We start from the raw sequence: 16733 nt of genomic DNA on the forward strand, positions 1-16733 counted from the left end.
ATACAAACTGCTATCATCCACTAAAAGCCATTTCACCATCTATGCACTCCTTTGATTTTGCGGCAAATAAATCCTAACCTTGGTGCCAAGACCTTGCTCTGATTCAATCTCTAATCGTCCACCTAAATCCCCAGCTCTTTCCTGCATGATCACTAGTCCTTGATGTCGACCGCCCTGAGCCTGAGGCCGCTCCTCCAAAGAAAAGCCACAGCCATCATCAGCCACAGTAATCGTAATCCGCCCGTTTTGTACCATAAAGGATACTTCAATCGAAGCAGTCTGAGCATGCTTGCGGGCATTCGTCATTGCTTCTTGTATAATCCGCAGCAATTGTAATTCCTCTTTAGGTGTAAACGAAACGATCAGATCTTCAGGAATCAAGAGTCTTGTTTCAATGCTATACGTTTCTTCATACCAACTTAAAAACTCTTTCAATGCTGGAAAAAATCCCTGTTTTGCTGTAGCCGTTTTTAAACCATTGATGGCTTCACGAACATCGTTATGGAGCATATCAACTGTCTTGACGAGTTTTTCCAAAACACTTTTAGCCTTTACCGTTTTTCCTGCTGCGATCAGATCAATGGCACTTTCCTGCTCCAACTTTAAATAGCTCCAAATTTGGCCTGGACCGTCATGCAACTCGCGGCGAAGACGTTCTCGTTCCTGCAAAATAGACAAAGCTCTTTCCTGTTCCAACATTTTATACTGATCCATTTTTTGTTTCGTAATATCTTTAAACAGAAAAACCATGCCTAAATAATGACCATTTGATTGTAAGCGGATTTTATGAAATTCATAATAAAAAACCTGTCCCAGTCGTTCCCGCTGCACCTCACTAACCTGCTGATCACTGCTATTAATTGCTTCCGTTAAAGCAGGCCAACTAGATATCATTTCATTAAAGGAATCGCCAATATTCGCCGCAAGGCCTTGTAAAATATCTTGTGCCACCGTGTTGCGATCAGCAATATAACCATACTCGTCAACAACAATCAAACCATCTATCATATTCCTCACAGCAACTTGCTGAGCTACAGGTAAAATTGCATAAGTCTGCCAACGATAAAAGCCCCAGGTAACAAAAGAGCTTGATAATAAAAAGCCTAACGGCATGGGCGCCAAAGGTTGGCACTCTGGTATATTATCTAAAATAATACCTATTAAAGAAAAAAATCCCGAACAGGAAAACCACCAGGCTTGCCGCCGCCGTAATCCTGTTGTTCGTAAAATCCAACGAAACCCAAGCGATAATGTAACGAGGCAGAAAGTATAAGAAAGTGGAGCAGCAATCGAAAAAATCGGACCAGCTGTAGCCATAACAATATCGTCAGTTACTGCTATGGTCTGCCAATACTGCTCGTGCCATGGATTCGAAAAAATAGCCACTGTCATCAACAGACCGAGAAGAAAATAACCACGCTTTGCGAAACGCCAGAATCGATTCTCCTGCTGACTCATTTCTAAAACAAAAGCAAACCAAAAACAGCTGGAAAAATAACTCATACATTCTCCGAGCGATACCCACAGTAACTTATCGGACGGATCGGATAAACCTGTGAAAACCATAAACAGCAACCAAGCACTACGACATAATTGCCCGCCAACCTGAGACTTTACGCCAGGAAGACTGCGGAATTGCCAGGTATAGGTTGCCAGAGCAATCAGAGCCCCAATCACGAATAAGGTAAAGGGAATATACGCCTTAGCGCTATAGTAAACGAGATCCATGTAAGCAAATGATCCTTTCTCAACAAGCAAAACACTTTTCATTCACTGTTAACAATGACGAAACGAAATTCCGCCTTACTTATTTCACAATATGGAAGAAATAATTCGACAGGCGGCTCAGGAATCCTGCGGAAAAATCGCTACTACGAAAAGTGTAAATTTACAGTTATTTCTCACTATAGAGGGCGTTCGCTTCTGTAACAAGGGCTTTTTGACGAATCCCAAAAGTCAAAGCGCAAGCAACGGCCATAAATCCTGCCGAAAGTAAATAGGCATACAAATAGCCGCCTGTCCAATCAACAACCAGCCCCGCCAAAATCGGCCCAATCAAGGCGGCACCGCCCCAGGCAGTAAACAAAACGCCATAATTGATACTTAAGTTTTTCACACCAAAAAACTCCGCCACGGCCAAAGGAAATAATGCCGGACAAGTACCATAGCAAAAGGCCAGTAATGCTGCGCCGGCGCAAAGCGATAAGGGAGTTTCATAAGAGGCAAAGAACAGTAAATCCATAGCCAACACGGCAAAAATTCCTTTCATCAGGTTCAGCAAAGCAAAACGATCTGAAAAAAAGCCTGCAGCTACCCTGCCGAGTGTATTGAAAAGCGCAATAAGCAATACTAAATAAATCGCCTGATCCCACTGCGCCTGTTTTTTCGCAATCATCGCAATATGACCGATAATCATCAACCCAGCTGAAGAGGCAAACAAATACATAAACCACAACCGCCAAAACAGTGGGGTGCCAATCATTTCTCGCCAAGAGAAAGCTGAACTATCTGAATGGAAAGCAGCGGCTTCCGGATCAAATCGAGCAGTTTTCACTGGCGCCGTAGCTGCTAAAACGGGAGCTTTCGTAATAAATAAGGTCATAAATAAGAGCAGGCAGGCAACACCAATTCCTAACAGTAAAAAAGTGCGACTTATGCCATATTGCAATAATAGCCAATTGGCTATAAACGATACATAAATAGGCGCTAACCCGCTGCCACTAATGACTACACCTGTAACGAGTCCCTTTTTTGCCGCAGGGAACCAGGCTATGACTGTGGGCAACGTAGTTGAATAACAAATACCTGCACCTAACGCAGCAAAAGAATAAGCGCAAGCAATAAGCAACGGCGTCTGAGAAAAACTGCAACTGATAAGTCCAAGCCCCATCAAGACAGCGCCGAGGCGAATCGCCCGCCTAGGCCCTAATAACTTTTGCAATTTACCACTCAACAGCATCGCGACCGTAATGACAACAGCATAGGCTGTGTAAGGCAGTGAGGCTTGCACTAAAGTCCAATGCCAGTCTGATACGAGCGCCTTTTGAATCACACTCCAGGAATAATTAAGTCCCATCGATAAATTTACGCCTGTAGCCGCTGCCAACACAATCCAAGGCCGCCAGCGTAATAAAGTTCCCTGAAAACTCATTGGATCGCCCCTCCTTGCTTGGCGCGATCCGTCAAATTTACAGTTATTCGATCAATCATACTTTCTAGGATTAACTGTTCTTCGCGCGAAAACCCGACCAGGGCTTCCTGCGCCACTTTAGAGGCAACTGCCTGCCACAAAGGAAACTGTTTTTTCGCTTGTTCCGTCGCTATCACTTTTTTCTCGCGCCGATCCTTCTCATCAGCAATGCGCTGAACCCAGCCAGCCTGTTCTAAGAGCAGAACCGTCTTAGATACAGTCGGCGCTTCTAGGGATAGCCGCACAGCAATCTCACTTTGTGTCAAGGCTTCCTCATTTCTAAGACATTTTAAAACAGACCACTGGCTTGCCGATAATCCAGTTCCAGTAAAGCCTTCATTCGACCGCTTTGCCAGCAGCCGTCCTAAAACAGCAATTTTTATACCGATAGAATGTTTTTGCTTCATTTTGACCACCTAACAATAATTAGTTTCAAAACTAACTATTATCATATAAAAAATCACTTTAGTTCGCAATAAAATTCTTTATTTAATCTGATTTAAAATCTCGCCAACCTTACCATGAAGCACAAAATCAGCTTTACGATCCGCTACGGTTGGATCGCGATTGATTAAAATCAACTTGTTGCCGCGATAATAATCAATTAATCCCGCCGCAGGATAAACGACTAGCGACGTTCCTGCCACAATCAAAATATCAGCTTTGGCAATATAGGTAATCGCTTTTTCTAACACAGACTGATCCAGACCTTCTTCATACAATACGACATCAGGCTTAACGACTCCACCACAAGAACACGTCGGAATCAAAGAACTGCTTCGAATAAATTCAAGCGGATAGAAGGCTTGGCAACGCTCACAGTAATTTCTCTGAATCGATCCGTGTAGTTCCAGCACCTGCTGACTGCCTGCCGCCTGATGAAGTCCGTCAATATTCTGCGTAATTACAGCTTTTACTTTCCCCGCCGCTTCCCAGCGAGCCAGCCACTCATGGGCTTTATTGGGCTTTGCTTGAGGAAAAATCAGCTTTTTACGATAAAAATCGAAAAACTCTTCCTGATGCTGTACATAAAAAGTATGGCTCAACATCACTTCTGGCGGATAAGCATACTGTTGGTTATAAAGCCCGTCGACACTACGAAAATCCGGTATGCCGCTTTCGGTAGAAACACCAGCACCACCGAAAAATACGATATTATTGCTTTGCGACAGAATCGCAGCGATTTCCTGTAATTCCTTCATATTCCTACCCTCTCTCGTAACTACTTTTCTATAGCGATTAATGATTTCCTATGACTATTAAACCTGTCTCGCTTAAATTCCTTATCATTTCCGATTACGTTCATTCATATAGAGATTCCATATTTCTGGATTTTTCACGATCATAATCCCACTGCGGCTCACAAGATGAGCTGAAAAAAAGAGAAGATATACCGTGCCGCCATGATTTAACAACTCCATACTAGGATAATCATGCAGCCCCCAAAATACTGCCACACGAATCGGTACAATCAAACACAGCGGCAAAAGGCTCCGCCAACCGCCTTCTTGATATAAACAGCCATCTTCTTTACGGACTATTTTTGCCATTCCAGCGGCGACTGCGCCTGTAAATAGGCCGCAACCAAGCAAAACGAAAATTGGTAAAGTAAGCTGGTACAACTGATCGCCTAACTTAGTTAAAGACTGATACGTAAAAAACAACAGTATAAGAGGCATCACTACATATTTGCGCCCTCGCACCAATTGCGCTTTCGTCTGTTGATAAATAATATAACCAGCTAACAAAATAATTAGAATCAAATGATCTAGCGGCATCGCGGCAAATTGACTCACAGCAGTTTTCTCCTCCTCTTGATACTTTTATCATTTTATGGAATAGAATACGACAGCGAGCTATATTTCCCTTTTAAAAAACCTAGCCCTATCGGCAGCTTTTCCGATAGGGCTAGGCTTTACTTTACTAAAAGAATTGCCTGTATGCACTCACTTTGATGCTTTTTGCGTTATGTCCGGCAAAAATATTTTTTCATATTCACCATAACCGGCCTCTTGCAGTTTTTCTTTAGGAATAAATCGCAATGCAGCCGAATTAATACAGTAACGAAGACCCGTTGGCGCCGGACCATCAGCAAAAACATGGCCGAGATGGGAATCGGCTGCCTTACTCCTTACTTCCGTGCGATACATTCCATGACTCACATCTTCTGTTTCGACTAATACTTCTTTTGCCAGCGGCTTCGTAAAACTGGGCCACCCGCAGCCAGAATCAAATTTGTCTAAAGAACTAAACAGAACTTCCCCCGAGACAATATCGACGTAAATGCCAGCCTCATGGTGATTCCAGTACTTGTTTTGAAAAGGCGGTTCTGTATGACTTTCCTGAGTTACAGCAAATTCTAGCGGACTTAGCCGCTCTTTTAGGTCTTGCTTTAATGAAGCGCGATCTTGTTTCATGCTCTCACCCTTTCGCCAACACTATGCCTTTACTATTTTGTCCGTTCTATTTCGCTTAATTCGCCTCTGTTACTCTTAATTCGCGCGTTTTGCCAGCTCCTGCTCAGCGCTAACCAGTTTCACACAGAGAACGAAGAGCTCCATGGCTTGAGCCAGTTCCGCCAACGGCGGGAAAGTTGGCGCAATGCGAATATTTTTGTCTTCTGGGTCTTTGCCGTAAGGATAGGTTGCTCCAGCAGAAGTCATAATAACGCCAGCTTCAGCGGCTTTCGCCACAATCTGCTTCGCACAGCCTGGCAACGCATCAAAACTAATAAAATAGCCACCAGTCGGGTTGCTCCAGGAAGCAATTCCCTTACCACCAAGTTCTTGTTCCAGCAACTCAATCACCAAATCAAATTTGGGCTTAATCAAAGCAGCATGGTTCTTCATATGAGCTTCAATCCCCGCCCTGTCTTTGTATAAACGTACATGGCGAAGCTGATTTAATTTATCAGGGCCGATTGTCTGCACATTAATCTCTTTTTTCAGCCAGCTAATATTTCTTTCACTACTCGCTAACATGGCGACCCCAGCTCCAGGAAAGCTGATTTTCGAGGTCGAAGCAAAAGCAAAAACGCGGTCAGGATTCCCCGCTTCACGGCAAGCTGCCAAAATACTTAACAACGGCTTAGGCTGATCCGTCAAATGATGCACCGTATAAGCATTATCCCAGAAAAGTCTAAAGTCAGGCGCTTTGGTAGGCATAGCAGCCAAACGCCGTACTACTTCATCCGAATAGGTTACGCCCGTCGGATTGCTATACTTAGGCACACACCACATTCCTTTGATAGAATCGTCAGAAGCAACAAGTCGTTCGACTTCTGCCATATCCGGACCGTCAGCTAAATACGGTACAGGAATCATTTCAATGCCTAAGTGTTCGCAAATTCCAAAATGGCGATCATAGCCAGGGCTAGGACACAAAAATTTTACTTGCGGCAATTTACTCCAAGCAGTTTCACTGCCAGGAATCGGTTTCAGCATCGCCCGAGTCATCAAATCATACATCATGGTCAGACTGGAATTGCCGCCAATGATGACTTGCTCTGGCTGGGCATCAAGAAACCAAGCCATCAGTTCCTTCGCTTCAGGCAATCCGTCAACGCCGCCATAATTACGACAATCAGTTCCATTCGTCGCTTTGTAGTCAGAAGGGCCTAAACAAGTAAGTAATTCCGAAGAAAGCGCGAGCTGTTCACTGCAAGGCTTACCTCGTGACATATCCAGCTTCAATTTTTTGGCCTGCACAGCTTCATAGCTTGCTTGCAATGATTTTTGATATTTAATTAATTCCTCTTTCGTCATACTTTCCAATATATTCATAGTAGATCGCTCCTTTACAGTCTTTTTTATTGTAGGAGTCCCACGCAGGCGAGTCAATACCTTCCAGTTATGTATGCAAGATACATGAGGTTTTATCACTTAGGTCAATAAAAAACCTGATTCATGCCATATAGGCACAAATCAGGCTGTTAACTTCTTTAATTTTTGGGAATGACAATAGAATCTTTCATTAATTGACTGCCAGGCAAAGGGACATTGCGAAAAATTTCATCCTTAGAATTATTATCTCTGGCGCGACTTGTACTGAGAGCCTTGCGATAATGAATAAAGGCTCCTTTTTGACCACATTCGGGACAATAGGTATTATCACTGCGGTGACGATTGGCCTTCCAGGAAAATAAGTTGAAATGAAGCCCGCAGTTCTGGCAGATAAAACCGTTTACAAAAACGCCTTCCCGCTCTTTTTCCGCCACACCCACGGGGCGATTCTCCCGGCATAACGCAATCTGCTTTTGACTTAGATCATTCATAGTCCTTACCCCTCCTCCACAAGATCCAACTTTTCCTCGGTTGAAGCGATGAACAGCACCGTATAATAATAAGAATTAGAAAAATCTTACTCTTTTCCTGCTACTGCTGTTAAATTTTTTGCAAGAGTAAATCCTAAAGGAAAGATAAGCTTGCCGTCGTCATAGACAGGAACAGGCAAACGTCCCGCTGGTGAAAGCCGCCCAAATACAGCAGCCATACCAGCTTCCATATTACTGGCATTCTTTCCATATACAGCCAGATAGGCCGATAGATAAGGCAACGCAATCATATTATAAGGTGTATCAATGGCAATTCCGATAACTCGTTTGCCCTGCTTGCGGCTAAACGCCGCCAAAGCCGCAGCCCCTGCTTCTTCCCGCGGTAAAGCCATGATGACAATATCAGCGGCTTGCACTGTCTGCATTTCTGCTAGCGTCAAGGAACCGTTGTCTTGATAGAGTAACGGACTGAACTGTAGCTCTTGGAACCCTAAATCTTTACATTGAGTTTGCGCAAAATCTTGCATTAACTTTATTGTATCCGCCGTGGGAGCAGCTAACACAATGTTTTCACGACCAGTCAGCTGCAACGGCATTGCCCCAGCTTCATTTTTCACAAGCGTCACTGCCGCTGCGGCAATTTGCGCGGCTGTATCCTTAGCAACTATATTGCCAACCATTTTTTCGGCCCCATCTTGACTAAACTTATTTGTTGGGAGAAGTTTCGCTTTAAGACATAAGATTCGTCTAACTGACATATCAACTCGCTCTGGGGCAATACGACCGCTTCGTACTGCCGTCATAACCGCTTCATAAGCTTCTGGTAGATTTTCCGGCATTAGCAAAATATCCGCTCCTGCCTGCAACGCCATCAGAGCCGCTTGTTTTGCTCCAAAGTGCTTCGCAATGGCTTTCATCTCCAATGCATCAGTAATGACAACACCTTCGTACCCTAACTCTTCGCGTAGCAGCTTTGTCGTAACCTTCGGCGACAGAGAAGCTGGTAAATAAATCGCTTCGCCGGTATCCTGCGAAAGTACTTTCGTAGCATCGAGCGCCGGAAAAGCAATATGTCCGACCATAACCATGTCAGCAGTAGCGAGATTATCAATAAACGGTCGCAATTCCATTGCCGCCAAAGCCTCTTTATCTCGCTTCACAATCGGCAACCCCACATGGGAATCAACAAAAGTATCGCCATGTCCGGGAAAATGTTTCATAACAGCCAAAACGCCGCCATCATGAAGTCCTGTAATATAAGCTTTGCCTAAGCGAGACACGGCAATGGGATCTGCGCCAAAAGATCGAACACCAATGACAGGATTTTCCTGGTTACTATTCACATCAAGTACTGGCGCTAACGCTAAGTTGATCCCGAGCGCCGCCATTTCTTGTCCCAGAATATAGCCCGTTTGATAGGCGCCTTCGTTGTTACCGCCCGCACCGACGGCCATATTTCCCGGCAGAGCCGTACCGAAGAAGTATCGATTAACGCGACCGCCTTCCTGATCAACAGCGATCCATAAAGGAACTGGCCCGGCCAGAGCTGCAAGATCCTGGTTCAGCGCTACAGTCTGATCGACAGACTGAAAGTTTTCCGCAAACAAAATAACGCCGCCTAAATGATACTGCTGGATAGAGGCCTTTAGCTTTGACGTCACAGCTCGCACCGGTCGATTTTCTTCTTGCCGAAAGGCCGCTATGAACAGCTGTCCGACTTTTTCTTCCAAACTCATCGCTTTAAGACGCTCCTCGATCGCATCAGGGATCACTTCAGGAGTGAATCCATTGCTAACAGGCTGCGCCGCAGCAGCAGAAAAAGCAGTCAGGCAAAATAGTAATGAAAGCAAAAGCAACCGCATCATCCGTCTCGCTTGCCTAGACATTCTCTTTTTCAGCATAAACCGTCCGAGTTGGAAAAGGAATCACAATGCCCTCCTGCCGATAGCGACTATGAATTTTTTTGATAAATTTATGACGCACAAGATGCTGATCTGTCACGGTCTGAACGCGCAAAGTCACATTAAAATCAATACTTGATTCACCAAAGCGCGTGTAGCGAAGAACTGGATCGGAAGCCGCTACAGCCCCTGGTGTTTCCTGCAAAACCTCGCGAGCCACGGCAAGTGTCACAGCTTCTACCTGATCTAAATCACTATCATAGCTTACCCCAATGGGTATGCCGATGGAACACTCCGCAAAAGGCTGCGCATAGTTCGTGAGCGTTGCTGAGGCCACTTTCTGATTGGGTATCACTACCATATTTTCCGTAGAAGTCTTGATCGTCGTGTTCCGCCAATTCATATCGACAACATGCCCTTCTTCGCCGGTAGCCAATTTTACAAAATCGCCGATTTTGATTTGCTTCGCAACAAGAATATTAATACCAGAAAACAAATTCGCCAAAGTATCCTGCAAGGCCAGAGCGACAGCTAAACCGCCGACGCCTAAAGCCGTCAATAAAGGAGAAATGGCCACGCCAAAGGATTCCAATAAAAATAAAATTCCCATTGTGTAGACAGTTAGATCAATTGTTGTCGCCAAAATCGACGTAGAGGCAAACGCACCTGATGTCTTGCTGAATTTCTGCTTGAGATAACCAGAAGCCAGCCTTGCAACTACAAGAGTAATCGTTAAAATAACCAGCGAGTGAAAGAGCCGCTGTAAAAATAATAGCGGCCGCTCGGGAATCGCCAAAAATTCCATTACTAAGTACAGGCCAATTAAAGAACCAAGTAAAGTAGGAATTCCACGAAAAGTTTGCCGTAAGAGCGGATAAGAAAGATCAGTTTTATGGGCAATCACTTTCAGTACACGGTAAAAGAGAAAATGAATCACAATAATACCGCAAAATAAACTGACAGCAAACGCGGCAAGATGGATTTTAAAGCCGCCGTTTACAATTTGATTCGCTAAATCACTAAATATCTGGGGCATAGAACCTCCTTAAGAACTAACAAACCTTTATTCAGGAACGCTGAAAAATTCGTCACAGTCTGATGAATCCCCTGCCCTAAACAAATGGTACTTTCTAGTAAATGGACTATCTAACAGCCTTCTAAAATATTTCGCTATTGAATTTGGATGCAGACAGCCGAACAATCATCATGAATATTCTCCTGAAGCGCGAGCGATTTCAGCTTCGCCACAGATTCCGAAAAGCCACAGAATGCCGGCAATGATTCCTTAGGCAGCTGTTCATATAAACCATCACTGAAAAAATAAAAAGCATCACCTGGCTGAAAGGAAAGGACTAGTGTTTCAAATTCGGCAGAAGGGCCAATCCCCAGATAGCTTCCGGGAAGAGTCCGAACTTGGGGCCGATTCTGCTGACAAAGCATAAAATGATTCATACCGCCAGCCAAACAGCAAAGCTGGCGCTGGGAAAAATCAAATTCAAAGGCTATCATCGCCAAAAAAGAATCATCCTGAAAATAGCGGATCATCTGCTCATTAAATTGTGCCATCGTCTCTGTCGTCCAGCCCTGCATTTCTTCTAGCAGATGATCAAGCAGATTGGTAATTGCAGAAGTATGCAAAGCTGTGGCCATACCGTGACCCGCCACATCAAGTACATAGCCATAAAATTTATTATGATCCCGTGACCAAGCATAGCTGAAAAAATCGCCGCTCACGAAGTGAACTGGCTGATATACGGTTTGAACAACTAGCGATTTGTCGGCATAATCGCCAGGCAGCATACGCCGCTGTGCTTCTCCCGCCAGCTTGACTTCTTGTTCGATTTGATTCGCGAGCTTTTGTTCCAGCGTAATGTCACGATAATGAACGATAATCAAGGCTTCTTCTTCATAATGAATCAACGAAGCAGCCCGCTGTACACAAATATGTTTCCCTGCCTGATTATTAAAATAAAACACGGCCATAGGCAGTGACCCAGCTTCTTGCAGCATACTTTGATAGGCGGCAGCGCTTACCCCTTCTTGGGTTTTCCAAAACTCAAATAGATTCTCTTTGAGTGTCTCTATACCAAATAAAGTACAATACGCTTCATTGACTTCAAAAATCGTTCCTGTAGCAAAATCAGCCACAGCAATAGCCTCAGCTGCTTGCGCCATCAACGCTTGATAGCGTCCTTGACTTCGCGATAACGCACGCGTCATGTGAACTTGTTTCCGCATTTGCAGCCAAATAACTACGAAAGCGCCAAGAATGAGTAAGGAAAAAAATCCAGCCCGCAAAAAATAGAGGAAGCGAAGTTCCTGTAAAGGCTGCATTACCGTTTCTTTCGAGGTTCCCGCTAAAACTAGCAAAGGATAATCGCTGAAAGCGCGAAAGGCGCCGTAGCGAGCAATCCCATCGCCAATAGAAACCGCTTCATAAGTTCCAAAGTTTTCCCCTTTGCTCATGCGGCTGAAAGCTATGTGGGAAGAATAAAGTCCAGCTAACTCCTCTAAAGAGCGATTATTGGGTACACGTGCCAGCAGTCGTCCGTCTGTTCGCAGCAAAACGAGACTATTATCTCGGCCCAGCTCCAATTGACTAAACACACTCGTGAAATATTTTTGATCTAAGCCCACAGATACAATCCCCGCAAAATTCCCTTGGCTATCATTGATACGGCGACTCAGAAAAACAGATGGCGTTCCCGTAGCCCGGTTGATCCACGGAGCAGCAATGTAAAGTTTATCTGAATCATAATCAACCTGTGCCCGAAAATGCTCTCGCAGCGCAATATTTAACGGAGCCTGCAACGGCACAGCGCTAAAAATCAGATTACCAGCTGAATCAGCTACAGCAATCTGATTAATCGTACCTAGTTCTAAAGAGCTCTGTAAGAGACTTACATGCTTCGCTTCTAAGAATCCGTGCGTTTCCATATCAATTTTCATGACTAATAGAATATTATCAGCCTGCGATAACATGAGCCGAACATTTTCCTCTACAAGTCTCGTTACATTTTTGTTGGCTGTATGAGTTTCTTCAATCTGTGCGGCAAGATCTCGTTGGTAAAGTCCTTCTGCCGAATAAAAAGCCACAAGGCATAAAGTAACCGCAAGGCAGGCAATAAAAAACGTGGAACGCCAAAATGGGCCTTGTTTAAGGCCATTTTTCACAAACAAACTAAACACCTCACCTATTGCTTGGTTTACTTTCGCCAGCGGCTGAAGAACTTCCCGCTTCCCATTAAAAGTCTGTCACAAACCGTAAAAAAGCCTGCAGCAATGAATTCGTCAAAGTGCAGGCTGATATAGATTACAACATCATGTCAAGAAATAAAGACTGTGAATAATTATAGTAATTCGTATTATTATTAGTCTGTAAGTAATTACTCATAGTCGGCGCTTGGAAATAAGCGGAAGTTGGTGTACTTTGCGCTGTTTTTGCAATCTTACCCGCCGTTGTAGCTAACCCGTTAGGACCAGAAATCAGTCGATCTACATTAGCAGCGTCTGTCTTCAAAGCCTTTGTCAGTGTTTCCGTATCAACAGCAAGGTTACCAGTCTTACGGTCCATGGTAATGCCAATTTTCTCATATTGGCTGCGACGAATTCCGTCAAACTGACTTTGAATTCCCTTTAGCATCGTTTCACCACGCTTTGTCACATTCTCAGAGTTCTGGATATTATAGTTAATCTCATTATATGTTGCCGCTAAATCACGTACGGCACTAATGGTCTTATTCGCATCAGGTCCAACAGTCACTTTTTCTGCACCGACTGTAGTGCTCTTTAGGGTTAGGTTCACATTTCCATTGTCAATCTTGATCGCATTAGACGCTGACTTTTGGCTAACACCATTCACTGTATATGAGGCATCTTGGGCCTGTTTTACTTGATTTGTTAAACTAGTCTGACTAGCAAGGCTACCATAAATATCACGGACAGAAAAAGACGACGCCGCACCAGTTTGGCCTTCCATCGCCAAGTATGTTTTATCATTGACTGTCTTCACTTCCGCTTTCACGCTGCTGCCGCTACGATTGACCGCGTCAGCAATCTTGGTGAGAGCCTGTTTATTTGTATCCGTACCGGAAATATTAACAGTGATCTGCTTTTCTGTACCGCTCCCCACAGTAAGGCCCATCGTATAGACGCCAGCGCTAATACCGCCCAAGCCAGTAGACGTAAGAGTTTTTCCTTGATTTTGCTGGGCTGTGGCCACTTTTTCTACACTTACATCATAAGTGGCTGGTTTCGCTGCGGTTTTAGCTTCACCACTAACAGCCCCCGTCGAGTCTGAAACATACTTTTTATTCAATACACTCGCAGTTCCCGTTAAAGTTTGCGATCTTGTCTGCAAATTACTAACAGCCGTCTTAAAACCAGCTGTCTGATTCTGATACTCTTCCTGCTTCGCTTTAAAATTTGCAGCTGATAAATTTGAATTAATGGAAAATGTCGTGTTATTTGCCGCAATATTCATGTAATCTGTCAAAAAGGAGTCGTTCTGACCTACCTTGGAACTGTTCTGATTCAAAAAAATCTTGGTAAACAAATATGAATTAACGGAATTGTTAATATGTATCGCCATAAAACGCCACACCTTTCGCTTTGCGACTTCTTTTCTCCCAGCTAAAAACCTCTCATTCTTTATATCGAAAAAAATAGTCTGATGATTAAATGATTCTTAAAAAAACCTTTAAACAGCTAGACTTTTCAAGGATATTGCTAATGAATAGGCGAATTTACTTGGTAAAAGTCTAAATCAGAAAGCTTCTTGATTCTGGCAAAAGATCACCTTTATTCTACAAAAGGAGCAAACAGTCATGAAAAAATACGATGTTGTCGTAATTGGCACAGGGGCGGCGAATATTGTCTTAGACGCCGCCTTAAAACAAGGCTTAAAATGCGCCCAAATTGAAAAAGGGAAATTTGGCGGAACCTGCCTAACACGAGGCTGCATTCCTACGAAAGTCATGGTTACTGCAGCAGATTATATTCGGGAAATTCAGGAACTACCGAAAATCGGCGTCAATGTAGCGCCAGCTTCGATGAATTGGGAACTTGTCAGCAAACGGGTCTGGCAAAAAATAAATGAGAGTGATGAACTACGTTCCTACTATGAGTCCATCGAAGAACTAGATGTTTATCGGGGAATCGGTCACTTCACTGGCGAAAAAACCTTACAGGTAACCCTGCCTGATGGCGCCTTATCTGAGGAATTTACCGCCGACAAAATCATTCTCGCCGTAGGCGCCCGTACGAAAATCCCCACAATTGAAGGTCTCGAAGCAACAGGCTATCTCACATCAGAAACTTTCTTTGGTGAAAAATATCCGGCTCAGCCCTTTAAAGATCTCATTATCATCGGCGGCGGACCTATCGGCACAGAATTCGCACACGTATTTGCCGCTGCTGGCACGAAAGTAACGGTAGTTCAGCAAAATGTCCGCCTATTGCCGCGAGAAGATAGCGAAATTTCCGCTCACTTACTGCAGGGTCTACGAAAAGCAGGCATAACAGTCCTCGTCAATCACAAGCCCCTGCAAGTAAAACAAGGCGAAGATAAAAAAACCCTTCGCCTCCTTGACAAAGACACCAACCAAACCAGCGAAATCGCAGCGCAGGAAATCATGCTTTCCACCGGAATTGAATCAAATGCGGACACACTGCAGCTCGAACATACCGCCGTAGAAACGAATGATCGCGGCTGGATTGTCACCAATGAATTTCTCGAAACAAGCGCCGCTGGAATTTGGGCGTTAGGTGATGTCAACGGCGAAGCGCCCTTTCGCCATAAAGCCAACTATGAAGCAGATATTTTGGCTCACAACCTCTTTAGCGGCCATCATCCTAGTGACTGGCGCTGGGCCCGCTATGACATTGTCCCTGCCGTCACCTACACCTTCCCGCAGGTTGCCCATGTGGGACTTACCGAAGCAGAAGCACTGAAACAAGGCTATGAAATCACCACAGCTAAACACCATTATTCCGCTACAGCCAAGGGCTTTGCTCTCGGCTTCAATCCTGGCGATGAAGAAGACGGCTTCGTAAAAGTAATTGTAGAGAAAGCAACGAAAAACATCTTAGGTATTCATATTGTCGGGCCGCAGGCCTCAATCTTGCTCCAACCTTTCGTCAATCTGATGAATGCTGGCGAAACACGCCTTACGCCTGTCCACAACCATATTGCTTCACCTACAACGGAAAACTTAAGACGCTCCCGCCTAGTTCGCAATCTTGATCCTCGTTCCATTGTAAGTGTCGGTGAAACAATGACGCCGCATCCCTCGTTGTCAGAAGTGATTATGTGGATTCAATACTACTTCCCAGACTGATCACGGCTTAGCAAATGATCTTCTAGCAATGCTTCAATTTTAGGCGTACAACGCCGTCCATGACAGGAGCCAGACCCGGCGCCTGTCTTTTTTTGCACCGCGACTACCGAATCGGCTCCTGATGCAATAGTCTTCTTCATCGTCGCCCGACTAATGCCTTTGCATAGACAAACCTTAGTTAATTTATCGAGTACTTGCTGTTGTAATTCTTGTTCTTCCATAAAAATATCCCCCCATGTATTCCCTGAATGATTTCCTTTTGTGATGATTGTTCTAGCTTCGTGATGATCATTTCCAGTTAATAATGTTCGCTTTCGCTTGATGATTATCATTTTTACTTTATAATAATTATCTTCTACTTCTCTTTTAAATATACCTTTAATAAAACCTTCGTCAATAAAAAAAGACTGCCAAAAGGCAGTCGTAAAACTTCAAAACCAACTATTTCTAAATAGCGATTTGCGAAACAGATTCTTCCGATAAAATTCTTTTACCGCTTCACATACATTCTCAGCCTGGAAGCTAGCGGCAACACAAGAATTGCTGCTACGCCGATCTGTACAAGATTGCCAGGAACAGACAGCATTGGCGCCACCCAGTTGCCGTAAATAATACCTTCCGCCCCATAATAGCCGACCACCTTAATCAGGCAGGCTGCTAGCAGCGCTAACACATAGGCGGAAAAACTTTGCCGTTGCTCACAAATCGCCCCGACAACATAGCCCATAAGCCCGACAATCACGAGCGTAAAAGGCGCCCACAAAAACCAGCCGCCAACTACATCAAACAGAGCCATGCCAATGCCGCCAGCTACAGCGCCGAACCAGCGACCGTAAAGAATTGCCATAATAAAAAGCGGTACATTGCCTAAATGAATGAGTCCGCCATTTGCCGCAATGGGCAAGCGTATATTGACAAAAGAAGTGCAAATAAACACTAGAGCGATGCCTAAAGCTGCCATAACTAATTGTTTCGTTTGATACCTTGAAGATTGTCTCATGTTAAAATGCCTGCCTTATCGAAAAATAAAA

Annotated in this window: 15 protein-coding genes; 1 reads left to right on the plus strand and 14 read right to left on the minus strand. The window is 44.3% G+C overall.

Annotation, left to right across the window (positions count from 1 at the left end):
* Nucleotides 1-39: 39 nt before the first annotated feature.
* The 12 genes from AC0MXB_RS06730 to fliD form a co-directional block, all read right to left on the minus strand.
* Entirely contained in the window at nucleotides 40-1728 is a 1689-nt protein-coding gene (locus AC0MXB_RS06730; RefSeq protein ID WP_474038881.1) for a sensor histidine kinase, read from the minus strand.
* Nucleotides 1729-1894: 166 nt separating this feature from the next.
* Complete coding sequence (locus AC0MXB_RS06735) at nucleotides 1895-3151, minus strand: L-lactate MFS transporter (protein WP_474038882.1); 1257 nt, start codon at nucleotides 3149-3151, stop codon at nucleotides 1895-1897.
* A complete protein-coding gene (locus tag AC0MXB_RS06740) occupies nucleotides 3148-3597 on the minus strand; it encodes a MarR family winged helix-turn-helix transcriptional regulator (RefSeq protein ID WP_474038883.1) in 450 nt (149 codons plus the stop codon). Before AC0MXB_RS06740 ends, AC0MXB_RS06735 begins: the two co-directional genes overlap by 4 nt.
* A 78-nt stretch (nucleotides 3598-3675) precedes the next feature.
* Nucleotides 3676-4392, minus strand: a complete 717-nt coding sequence (locus tag AC0MXB_RS06745; RefSeq protein ID WP_474038884.1) for an NAD-dependent protein deacylase — start codon at nucleotides 4390-4392, stop codon at nucleotides 3676-3678.
* Nucleotides 4393-4476: 84 nt separating this feature from the next.
* Nucleotides 4477-4986, minus strand: a complete 510-nt coding sequence (locus AC0MXB_RS06750; protein WP_474038885.1) for a hypothetical protein — start codon at nucleotides 4984-4986, stop codon at nucleotides 4477-4479.
* A gap of 150 nt (nucleotides 4987-5136) precedes the next feature.
* Nucleotides 5137-5607 (minus strand): peptide-methionine (R)-S-oxide reductase MsrB, encoded by a 471-nt coding sequence (msrB, locus tag AC0MXB_RS06755; RefSeq protein WP_474038886.1) that lies wholly within the window; start codon nucleotides 5605-5607, stop codon nucleotides 5137-5139.
* A gap of 75 nt (nucleotides 5608-5682) precedes the next feature.
* Complete coding sequence (locus AC0MXB_RS06760) at nucleotides 5683-6972, minus strand: aspartate aminotransferase type Ic (RefSeq protein WP_474038887.1); 1290 nt, start codon at nucleotides 6970-6972, stop codon at nucleotides 5683-5685.
* 158 nt (nucleotides 6973-7130) lie between these two features.
* The gene (locus AC0MXB_RS06765; RefSeq protein WP_474038888.1) at nucleotides 7131-7463 is read right to left on the minus strand and encodes a hypothetical protein; all 333 of its coding nucleotides are present in this window, start codon (nucleotides 7461-7463) and stop codon (nucleotides 7131-7133) included.
* Nucleotides 7464-7549: 86 nt separating this feature from the next.
* On the minus strand, nucleotides 7550-9349 hold the full coding sequence (locus tag AC0MXB_RS06770; protein WP_474038889.1) for a glycoside hydrolase family 3 protein: 1800 nt from the start codon (nucleotides 9347-9349) through the stop codon (nucleotides 7550-7552).
* Nucleotides 9342-10400, minus strand: coding sequence for a mechanosensitive ion channel family protein (locus tag AC0MXB_RS06775; RefSeq protein ID WP_474038890.1), 1059 nt, complete (start codon nucleotides 10398-10400; stop codon nucleotides 9342-9344). The genes AC0MXB_RS06770 and AC0MXB_RS06775 overlap by 8 nt, the downstream gene beginning before the upstream one ends.
* 134 nt (nucleotides 10401-10534) lie before the next feature.
* Nucleotides 10535-12538: a SpoIIE family protein phosphatase gene (locus AC0MXB_RS06780; protein WP_474039297.1), complete on the minus strand. Its 2004-nt coding sequence runs from the start codon at nucleotides 12536-12538 to the stop codon at nucleotides 10535-10537.
* A 139-nt stretch (nucleotides 12539-12677) separates the two neighbouring features.
* On the minus strand, nucleotides 12678-13955 hold the full coding sequence (gene fliD, locus AC0MXB_RS06785; protein WP_474038891.1) for a flagellar filament capping protein FliD: 1278 nt from the start codon (nucleotides 13953-13955) through the stop codon (nucleotides 12678-12680).
* A gap of 235 nt (nucleotides 13956-14190) precedes the next feature.
* On the opposite strand from fliD, the gene AC0MXB_RS06790 reads away from it, so the two are divergent.
* Nucleotides 14191-15702 carry a dihydrolipoyl dehydrogenase family protein gene (locus AC0MXB_RS06790; RefSeq protein ID WP_474038892.1) on the plus strand — a complete coding sequence of 504 codons (1512 nt, stop codon included), beginning with the start codon at nucleotides 14191-14193 and terminating at the stop codon, nucleotides 15700-15702.
* On the opposite strand, the gene AC0MXB_RS06795 is transcribed toward AC0MXB_RS06790, so the two are convergent.
* The gene (locus AC0MXB_RS06795) at nucleotides 15687-15923 is read right to left on the minus strand and encodes a (2Fe-2S)-binding protein (RefSeq protein WP_474038893.1); all 237 of its coding nucleotides are present in this window, start codon (nucleotides 15921-15923) and stop codon (nucleotides 15687-15689) included. The two genes, AC0MXB_RS06790 and AC0MXB_RS06795, sit on opposite strands and share 16 nt — an antisense overlap.
* Before the next feature lie 269 nt (nucleotides 15924-16192).
* Nucleotides 16193-16702, minus strand: a complete 510-nt coding sequence (locus AC0MXB_RS06800) for an ECF transporter S component (RefSeq protein WP_474038894.1) — start codon at nucleotides 16700-16702, stop codon at nucleotides 16193-16195.
* Nucleotides 16703-16733 lie beyond the last annotated feature (31 nt).

Source organism: Pelorhabdus sp. sgz311001 (genome assembly GCF_055901755.1).